The 8,876-nt window shown below is 45.2% G+C and carries 8 protein-coding genes; 1 reads left to right on the top strand and 7 read right to left on the bottom strand.

Features of this window, described 5'->3' with window-relative positions; all coding sequences use genetic code 11:
- Together H0Z23_RS05110 and H0Z23_RS05105 are read right to left on the bottom strand one after the other, a co-directional pair.
- A partial coding sequence (locus H0Z23_RS05110) for an HD domain-containing phosphohydrolase (RefSeq protein ID WP_296867900.1) occupies positions 1-1,566 on the bottom strand: 1,566 nt, incomplete at its 3' end.
- Positions 1,567-1,644: 78 nt separating this feature from the next.
- Positions 1,645-2,415: a fumarylacetoacetate hydrolase family protein gene (locus H0Z23_RS05105; RefSeq protein WP_296867899.1), complete on the bottom strand. Its 771-nt coding sequence runs from the start codon at positions 2,413-2,415 to the stop codon at positions 1,645-1,647.
- A gap of 161 nt (positions 2,416-2,576) precedes the next feature.
- Here H0Z23_RS05105 and H0Z23_RS05100 point away from each other — a divergent pair, with 161 nt between their 5' ends.
- Positions 2,577-2,774 carry a cold-shock protein gene (locus H0Z23_RS05100; protein ID WP_296867898.1) on the top strand — a complete coding sequence of 66 codons (198 nt, stop codon included), beginning with the start codon at positions 2,577-2,579 and terminating at the stop codon, positions 2,772-2,774.
- A 76-nt stretch (positions 2,775-2,850) separates the two neighbouring features.
- On the opposite strand, the gene citF is transcribed toward H0Z23_RS05100, so the two are convergent.
- The 5 genes from citF to H0Z23_RS05075 are packed head-to-tail and all read right to left on the bottom strand — an operon-like array spanning position 2,851 to position 8,876.
- Positions 2,851-4,419 carry a citrate lyase subunit alpha gene (gene citF / locus H0Z23_RS05095; protein ID WP_296867897.1) on the bottom strand — a complete coding sequence of 523 codons (1,569 nt, stop codon included), beginning with the start codon at positions 4,417-4,419 and terminating at the stop codon, positions 2,851-2,853.
- Positions 4,412-5,329 carry a CoA ester lyase gene (locus tag H0Z23_RS05090; protein ID WP_296867896.1) on the bottom strand — a complete coding sequence of 306 codons (918 nt, stop codon included), beginning with the start codon at positions 5,327-5,329 and terminating at the stop codon, positions 4,412-4,414. Before H0Z23_RS05090 ends, citF begins: the two co-directional genes overlap by 8 nt.
- On the bottom strand, positions 5,322-5,615 hold the full coding sequence (locus tag H0Z23_RS05085) for a citrate lyase ACP (protein WP_296867895.1): 294 nt from the start codon (positions 5,613-5,615) through the stop codon (positions 5,322-5,324). Before H0Z23_RS05085 ends, H0Z23_RS05090 begins: the two co-directional genes overlap by 8 nt.
- 48 nt (positions 5,616-5,663) lie before the next feature.
- Positions 5,664-6,926 carry an isocitrate dehydrogenase (NADP(+)) gene (gene icd / locus H0Z23_RS05080; RefSeq protein WP_296867894.1) on the bottom strand — a complete coding sequence of 421 codons (1,263 nt, stop codon included), beginning with the start codon at positions 6,924-6,926 and terminating at the stop codon, positions 5,664-5,666.
- Between the two features lie 15 nt (positions 6,927-6,941).
- On the bottom strand, positions 6,942-8,876 hold the full coding sequence (locus H0Z23_RS05075; protein ID WP_296867893.1) for an aconitate hydratase: 1,935 nt from the start codon (positions 8,874-8,876) through the stop codon (positions 6,942-6,944).

The following is an 8,876-nucleotide window of genomic DNA, read 5'->3' as shown; positions in this document are numbered from 1 at the left end:
CCCCTCGAACGAAAAGAGCCCTTTTTCGAAAAGCTTGATGCATATTTTTGCTGCTTCTGGGTCGTATTTGGTTCCCATTCCTTTTCGCAGCTCATTTAAGGCTTCTTCCAGGCTTCTTGCTGGACGGTAGGGCCTGTGGGAGGTCATGGCTTCTACTACGTCAGCGACGGCTATGATTTTAGCGCCAAGGGGAATGTCTTCGCCCTTTAAGCCTCTTGGATATCCACTTCCGTCTATCCTTTCATGGTGGTAAGCTGCTGCCTCCCATATGGGCCACCTCTTGGATAGGGGCCGCAAAATTTCTTCTCCTTTGAGCGTATGGTTTTTCAGGAGCTCGAATTCTAATTTGCTTAATTTAGCAGGCTTGCTTAGCAGTTCGCTTGGCACGTATATTTTCCCGATGTCGTGCACCAGAGCCCCTAAATATATAAGTTCTACTTCTTTTTTGTTCAGGTTCATTTCTTGCGCAATTCTTCTAGACAGGATAGCGACCCTCTTTTGGTGGTTAGCTGTATAAGGGTCTTTAATTTCGAGTATTCTCCCCATGGCTTCGATGCTATTATTAAAGGCTTCACGAAGTTGCTTTAATGCCTTTTCGAGTTTCATGTGAGTTTCTTTTTGTTCTGTTATGTCAATACCTATGGATTGGTATTCCAATATGGAATTATCTTCATCAAATAAGGCCATGTCGGTCCACCGCTGCCACCTGAGAGAACCATCCTTAGTTAATACTTGGTGTTCGTATGTAGTAAAGGGCTTTTGTGGAGACAGGGAAAGGAATTCATTCCTAACTTTTTGCCGATACTCATTCGGAATTAGAAAAAAGAAATCCTTTCCTAAAAGCTCTTCTTTTTTAAAACCGAAGAAGTTACAGTAGGCATCATTGGCGTAAGTAAGAACTCCATCTTTATCAAAGCAACAAACTAAAAAGTCGCTCTGGCTCAAGACTGATTCGATGCGTTTCTTTGCGATAGAAGCTTTTTCTTGCGTTTTCTTGAAAATAATTGCATATTCTATCGCACTTGCTATGTATGCCAAAAAATCTATTTCTTCTTCAGTCCAGTCATGCCTGGTTTTACAACAGGAGATACCTATAAAACCTAAAAGATTTTCACTTCCTATTTTTAGTATGGCAACGGATTTTGTGTCTGGAGCAAGCAATTTTTTTAGTTCCAATTGGGCTTCTGGGGCCAGATGAGATAAGTTGCTTGTATCGTGTATAAAAATATATCCTTCAGTATTTATTTTTTTCTTACCCCATTGGAATTGAGAAAGATCAATGTTTTGTAATGTATCTTTTAGTGAAGATGTGTTTGAAGAGTGCCACTCATGTGTGCACGATATAGTGTTAGTTCTTTCGTCATATGAAAATACATAGGTTCTATCTGCTTCCACTTGTTCCCCTAGCTTTTTTATAACGTTTAAAACAGCCCAATCAAAGGGTTTCCCTGCTATTATGTTTTTTACAAGGGAAGAAGCAGTTTTGTGGTATTCCCAGTACAATCTGGGTTTGCTATTGCTATAAGTATTATGATGGGCGGTAAGGTATTCTTGGAATTTTTTCAATCAAATTCCTCCAGCATGGATGTTTTTATACTTGCTGATTTTAATACCTTTGACATTTTATCATAAAATTCTGATTAATTAAACTTTTTTATCAACAAAATTTACTAAGCTGCCTATTTTCTCAATATGTACCTCCATGGTGTCGTTTGGCTGTACAGGCCCTATGCCTGAGGGGGTTCCTGTGATGATGACGTCGCCTGGGAGTAAAGTCATGACTTTTGATATGTAGCTTACCAGTTCGGGCACTGGAAAAATAAAATGCCTTGTATTAGATTCCTGGACTACTTGGCCATTTTTTATCATTTGTACCTTGAGGTTTGAGGGGTCTATCTCCATTTCAATCCAGGGACCGTAAGGGCCAAAAGTGTCAAAAGATTTTGACCTAGTCCACTGCACATCAGAGCTTTGCAGGTCCCTTGCCGTAACGTCGTTGAAGCAGCTGTACCCTAAGATATATTCTTCGGCGTCCTTGGGGGATATGTCTTTGGCCTTTTTGGCTATAACGATGGCCAACTCCGCTTCATAATCTACCCTTTTTGAGGCCTCAGGAAGAAGTACCTTATCCTTATGTGCCACTACACACGTAGAAGGCTTTAAAAATAATAAAGGCTCTTTGGGGATAGGATAGCCTGTCTCTTCGGCATGATCTGTATAATTAAGCCCAACTGCTACTATCTTTGTAGGGTCAGTTGGAGGCAGCCATGATTGGATTTCATCTACCCGGCAGAGGAATTTGCCTTTATCGTGTATTCCAAATATGCTTCCTTCCAGGGCATATATATTTTCTTCGTCCAGCGTCAAAGCTTCCTGAGTTTCCCCGTTCAGGCAGAATCTGAGGTACTTCTTCATGGTTTCCCCTCCTTATTGATTATGCTGTTACCCTAAGTAATTTTAGCAATAATAGCATGCAAAGTTCTTTCTAGTCCATTGACAAAGGTACCAGTTTTATATTAATGTTCTAGTGTCGATAGTGTATCGGCGCATTTTCATGTTAGGAGGCAGTATTAGAAATGCAAGGAACAGTGAAATGGTTCAACGAGGCTAAGGGTTATGGGTTCATCACAAGTGATGAAGGAAACGACGTATTTGTTCATTTCAGCGCGATCCAGATGGATGGGTTCAAGACCCTTAGCGAAGGTCAGAGGGTTCAGTTTGATGTAGTCCAGGGAGAAAAGGGTCCGCAGGCGGCGAACGTTCAGAGGGTTTAACATAAATCCGGTTTTCGTTCAGTAGTGCAGACCAAAGCAGGGGGCGGCAGATGCCGCCCCCTTTAATTTAGGGACGTTAGTTTTGTTTACGGGCATATATTGAATCAATTGTGGTTCCATCCCTATATTCCACGACCGCGACAACCCTATCCTCGTCCAATTTAGGTGGACGGGGTTTCCCTGTTAACTTTTCCACTTCTGATTTCAGCTTTTCTATGTCTTTTACGGGGAGACCTGCCTTCAGTGCTCTTTCCAGAAGATCTTCTCTTCTTGGGTTTATGCATATACCTCGTTCGGTCACGATGGCGTCTACTGTCTCACCAGGAGTTACGATGGTTTGAACGCTGTCCTTTATTGTTGGTACGCCCCCTCTGAAAGATGGTGCTAAAACTACAGCGAGCTTTGCTCCAGCAGCAGTGTCGCAATGGCCTCCCGAAGCCCCTCTTATGACGCCGTTGTTACCTGTTATGACATTTACGTTGAAATCCACGTCAACATCCAAAGCAGCAAGGGCAACAACATCTAACTGATTGACAATGCAATCCGTGAAGGGGTTTGCGTATTGAGATTGATCTATCTCCATGTGAAGAGGGTTGTTTAAAATTGAGGCAGTTACACTGGCATCGAAGCTTTGCACGTCGAATAGCGCACTGAAAAGGCCCTCCTCCAAAAGCTCTACCATGTAACCACCAATGCCTCCTAGACCAAAGCTCCCTTTTATCTTCTTTTCCCTCATGTAACTTCTTAAAAAAGATGCTACAGCTAGGCTTGCCCCGCCTACGCCCACCTGGAAGGAAAATCCGTTTTCCAACAGCCCTGAGGCGCATATAAGGTCAAAGGCATTTTTTGCAATTCTTAAATCTACGGGGTTTTTGGTAATTCTGGCTGCCCCTGTAGCTATCTTAGTGGAGTCTCCAATACTATCCACAACTACAACCTGATCTACTAGGTTTTGCGGGATGGAAATTTTAGGCGCAAGTGGGAAAGGAACCAGATTGTCTGTTATGGCTATTACATGTTTTGCGTATTTGGCATCTACCATTGCGTAACCTAAGGAGCCGCAAGCTTCTGGCCCCATAGCTCCAGTTACGTTTCCTTCCCCGTCGGCAGATGGAGCAGCGATGAAGGCCACATCAATCTGTATTGAGCCCTCTTCGATTGCTCTGGCTCTGCCGCCGTGGCTGCGAATTATTACTGGAGATGCTAGTTCTCCAGAGGATATGGTTTCTCCAAGTTTGCCTCTAAGTCCAGAGGTGGTGATTCTTGAAATGACGCCTGAACGGATATAGTCGACCACGCACTGATGAGCATCAGTTAAGGAGCTGGGGGCAAGAGTGAGGTCCTTTATGCCCATGGAGGCTATGACATCGAGAACCATTGGAAGCACGGCATCGCCATTTCTGAGATGATGGTGGAACGAGATGGTCATGCCATCTGATAATCCAGACCTCTCTATTGCCTCTTTCAGGTTTGCGGCTATTTTCTTCCTGCCAGGCGTGTAACCTCTCATAGGGGGGATAACCCTATCATGGTAAGGACATTCCTTTACGATCTCAAAAGGTCCTTTATAAGGGGTACAGACTTTATTCCAGCCTTTTAGTTGTGTGGGTACCTTTCTTCCTATGGCGTTGGTGACGTTAGACATGATCTTTTACCCCCCCTTGATCTCCTAGGTTAAATTCGGGATAGAACTTGGCTAGCTCTAGTAGGTGTTGCGCCCTTTTTATCACAGGAGCATCTACCATACGGCCATCGACAGCAAATGCTCCTTTACCTTCAGATAATGCTCGTTCCGCTGACGCCATAATCCTTTTTGCCTTGTGAACTTCTTTAGGGTCAGGTTTGAAAGCCTCGTGTATAACGTCAATTTGCGATGGGTGTATGGCAGCTTTCCCTGTAAATCCAAGTTCACATGCCAGCTTGCTTTCTTTTTTTAGCCCATCGAGGTCGGTGGTATCTGTCCAAACGGTATCGAAAGCTAAAAGCCCATTGGCTTTTGCTGCAGAGACCACCCTTGCTCTAGGGTAGAAAAGCTCATGTCCCGCTTGTGTTTTTTGTATTCCATAATCAGCTAGAAGGTCTTGCCCGCCCAGGGTTAATGCCTCTACCCGTGAACTGCAAGATGCTATATCAAAGGCCCTTTCAACGCCAAGAGCTGATTCTATCATGGCATGAATTTTTACAGTTCCTTCAGGGATGGCATGCGCTGTCTCTATCTTTGTTATTAGTTCATCTGCAAATAGTATGTCTTTTGGGCTTTCGCATTTGGGAAGCCTTATAGCTTCTGGCGCCTGAGGGACTACAGCCAACAAATCCTTTTCGAAATATGGCGTATCTGCACCGTTTATCCTGACTACTACTACGGACTTGCCGAAGTCTAAAGCTTCCAGAAAAGATGAGACCAGTTTTCTTGCTGCGTCTTTTTCGCTAATCGCTACAGCGTCTTCTAGGTCGAGGATGACTGAATCAGCTCCAAAATAGGGGCAGTGTTGTATCATGCCTGGGTTGTTGCCAGGTATGTATAGTGCGCTGCGGCAAACCGTAACATCATTCATGGTTGGCCACCTCCAGACATCTTTCTATGGCTGTCTCGAGACGGGCCTTCATGGTTACCTCTAGGGCTCCATTATCCTGTATGGATATGTATGCTCCCTTGAGACCATATCTGGAGGTGGTCTCTTTAACTAGCTTTTCCGTTCTTTCCCTCAATATCTCAATGGTGTCAGGGCCTCTGTACTCTATTTCTAGGTTGTCTTGCAAGGAACACGTAACCAAGCAATCTGATGACTCAAGTGTGCCTGCCTGTGCAGTAATCCTCTTAAAGCCATCTTTTGATTTCATTTGATCACTTCCTGTCAGTAGAATATCTAAATTTAAGGCGATAAAATTTTACATTTTTTCACAGATGGCCTTTGCAAAGCCAGAACAGGAAACCTCTTTCGAGGCTTCCATTTGGCGCGCAAGGTCGTACGTGACGGTGCCAGACTTTATGGTTTCCTCCATGGCCTTTATCGTGAGTTCCGCTGCTTCGGTCCAGCCTAAATGTTCTAGCATCATAACGGCGGAAAGGATCATGGAACCGGGATTAACCTTATCTAAACCGGCGTATTTAGGGGCAGTTCCATGCGTGGCTTCGAAAAAGGCTATCTCGTCGTTCATGTTAGCTCCGGGAGCCAGTCCAAGGCCTCCTACCGCGGCGGCCAAGGCATCGGAAAGGTAGTCCCCGTTCAGGTTTGGGGTTACCAGAACGTCGTACTCCTCAGGCCTAAGTAGTATTTGCTGGAACATGGCATCGGCTATTCGGTCCTTTACAATTATCTTTTCTTCTGGAGCTTTGCCACCGTATTGGTCGAATAGCTCCTCTTCCGTTATTATGAAGTCCCTGAACTCTTCCAATGCCGTTTCATAGCACCACTTTCTGAAGGCGCCTTCGGTGAACTTCATTATATTTCCTTTATGCACTATGGTGACACTCTTTTTACCCTTATTGATGGCGTATTTTAGAGCCATCCGCATGAGCCTCTTGGTTCCAGTAATAGAGATGGGTTTTATGCCTACGCCCGAATCAAGCCTTATACTTTTGCCCATTTCCTTTTTCAGAAAATCTATGACCTTCAGCGCCTCAGGAGATTTTGCTTCCCACTCTATGCCAGCATATACGTCTTCCGTGTTCTCCCTGAAGACTATCATGTTCACCTTGTCGGGGGCTTTAAGGGGAGAAGGGACACCTGAAAAATGCCTTACTGGCCTTATACAGGCGTAAAGATCGAGCTTTTGCCTGAAGGCCACGTTCAAGCTCCTTATGCCTCCGCCCACTGGAGTTGTAAGAGGCCCCTTTATGGCTATTTTAAAGTATTTGATGGCTTCCATGGTATCCTCAGGAATCCATTCTCCAAAAAAGTTGTAGCTTTTCTCCCCAGCATAGATTTCCCACCAGTAGATTTTCCTTGACGTGCCGTAAGCTTTAGTTACTGCGGTGTCTATGACAAGCTTCATAGCCTTTGTGATGTCAGGGCCTATGCCATCTCCTTCAATGTAAGGTATGACAGGATAGTTAGTTTCTATTTGCCCCTTGTCGTTTCTAATTATTCTTTCCCCTTCAGAAGGATAGTTTGTTTTTTGCAGTTTAAGTCCCTCAAATTTATTGGTCATGATTAGTCCCTCCCCTTAAATGGCAGATTTATTTTTCTCTTTTATGTAGTTGAGTTTGCCACCCATTTTTACTATTTCTAGGTCTTCATCCGACAGAGGGCAGCGAACGAAGAAAGTGCTTCCTGTGGACTTGTTAGAAACCTCGAAAGGCTCTTTTGTGGTGATAACGCCTTTTTTTATGTAAAGTTTGTCTTTCGTATTTAGCCTGTCATAGTCTTCTGGGTTTTCAAACAACAGGGGAAGTATGCCGAAGTTGACTAGGTTTGCCAAATGTATCCTGGCGAAACTTTTAGCTATTACGGCTTTAATCCCCAGATATCGAGGGGCAAGCGCAGCGTGCTCCCGGCTGGAGCCTTGGCCATAGTTCTCGCCGCCTACTATGAATCCGCCATTTTTCTCTTTTGCTCGGTCATAAAATGCAGGGTCAACAACTTTGAAGGTATGCTTAGAGATCTCCGGTATATTGGACCTTAAAGGGAGGATCTCTGCACCAGCTGGCATTATGTGGTCTGTGGTTATGTTATCCTCCACTTTGAGGAGTATCTCTCCTTCAATTTCTTCGGAGAGGGGAGCCATTTCCGGTAGAGGTGCTATGTTAGGGCCTCTACGTATTTCTATACGCTCAGGCTCTGGGGATGGAGCCAGGATCATGCTATCATCGATGATAAATTGCTCCGGCTGTTCAAATACGAAAGGTTCTATCCCCAACTTCCTAGGATCTGTTATTCTGCCGGTTATAGCTGAAGCTGCGGCAACCTCTGGGCTAACGAGATAAACCTTACCGGAGGGATGGCCGCACCGGCCCAAGAAATTGCGGTTTATGGTTCGCAAGGAAACCCCATCTGTGGGTGGAGCAAATCCCATACCTATACAGGCTCCACAGCTTGATTCAAGTATTCTTACTCCTGCAGATATGAGTTCATCCATTGCCCCACATGCTGCACTTTCGAGCATCACTTGCCTGCTGCCCGGAGAGATGCCTGCGTCCACAGATGGATGGACCTTTTCCCCTGAAAGCATATGGGCAACAGACAGTATGTCCCTTAAGGATGAGTTGGTGCATGAGCCGAACATTACCTGATCCACTTTCATTCCTTCTATGGCTTCTACAGGAACTACGTTGTCCGGTTGAAATGGTTGGGCTACCAGCGGTTCCAATTCTGAGAGGTTTATTTCCACAGTTTCAGACCAAGTTGCGTCTTCATCTGCTTCTATAGGAACCCACTGATGTTCTCGTGCCTGAGCCCTAAGCCACAATCGGGTGATTTCATCGCTTGGGAAAATTGAAGTTGTAGCCCCTGTTTCTGCTCCCATGTTCGTTATGGTTGCCCTTTCAGGAACGCTAAGGGTTTTTACCCCAGGTCCTGTGTATTCCAGCACTTTCCCAACTCCGCCTTTGACTGAAAGGCGCCTTAACACCTCAAGGATAATGTCTTTAGCCGACACGAAGGGTTGTAGTTTGCCTGTCAGGTGGATCCGTACAATTTCAGGCATAGTTATAGTGAAAGGTTCTCCGGCCATGGCAAGTGCTACGTCTAGCCCTCCCGCGCCTATGGCAATCATCCCTATCCCCCCGGCCGTCGGAGTGTGAGAATCGCTTCCTAGGAGCGATTTCCCGGGAGCGGCGAATCGCTCTAAATGAACCTGATGGCATATGCCGTTGCCTGGTCTCGAAAACAATATGCCGTACCTTGCTGCTATGTCCTGCAAGTAGCGGTGGTCGTCTGGGTTTTTGAAATCACCCTGTATCATGTTGTGGTCGACGTAACTAACGGAAAGCTCTGTCTTTACCCTTGTAAGCCCCATGGCTTCGAATTGAAGGTAAGCCATAGTGCCGGTTGCGTCCTGAGTTAGAGTTTGGTCAATTTTGATTTTTACCCTTTTACCAGGAAGCAAACTACCTGACACGATATGCGACTTGAGGATTTTCTCGAAAACAGTATGCCCCAA

Origin of the sequence: Thermovirga sp. (genome assembly GCF_017656375.1) — a bacterium.
Lineage (GTDB): Bacteria > Synergistota > Synergistia > Synergistales > Thermovirgaceae > Thermovirga.
Note: the sequence above shows the minus strand (reverse complement) of the source record. Positions and strands in the feature narration are given on the sequence as shown.

Bases quoted from the DNA above. Each gene is read 5' to 3' on its own strand.
- H0Z23_RS05105 (WP_296867899.1), bottom strand. From the start codon at position 2,415: ATGAAGAAGTACCTCAGATTCTGCCTGAACGGGGAAACTCAGGAAGCT.
- H0Z23_RS05100 (WP_296867898.1), top strand. From the start codon at position 2,577: ATGCAAGGAACAGTGAAATGGTTCAACGAGGCTAAGGGTTATGGGTTC.
- citF (WP_296867897.1), bottom strand. From the start codon at position 4,419: ATGTCTAACGTCACCAACGCCATAGGAAGAAAGGTACCCACACAACTA.
- H0Z23_RS05090 (WP_296867896.1), bottom strand. From the start codon at position 5,329: ATGAATGATGTTACGGTTTGCCGCAGCGCACTATACATACCTGGCAAC.
- H0Z23_RS05085 (WP_296867895.1), bottom strand. From the start codon at position 5,615: ATGAAATCAAAAGATGGCTTTAAGAGGATTACTGCACAGGCAGGCACA.
- icd (WP_296867894.1), bottom strand. From the start codon at position 6,926: ATGACCAATAAATTTGAGGGACTTAAACTGCAAAAAACAAACTATCCT.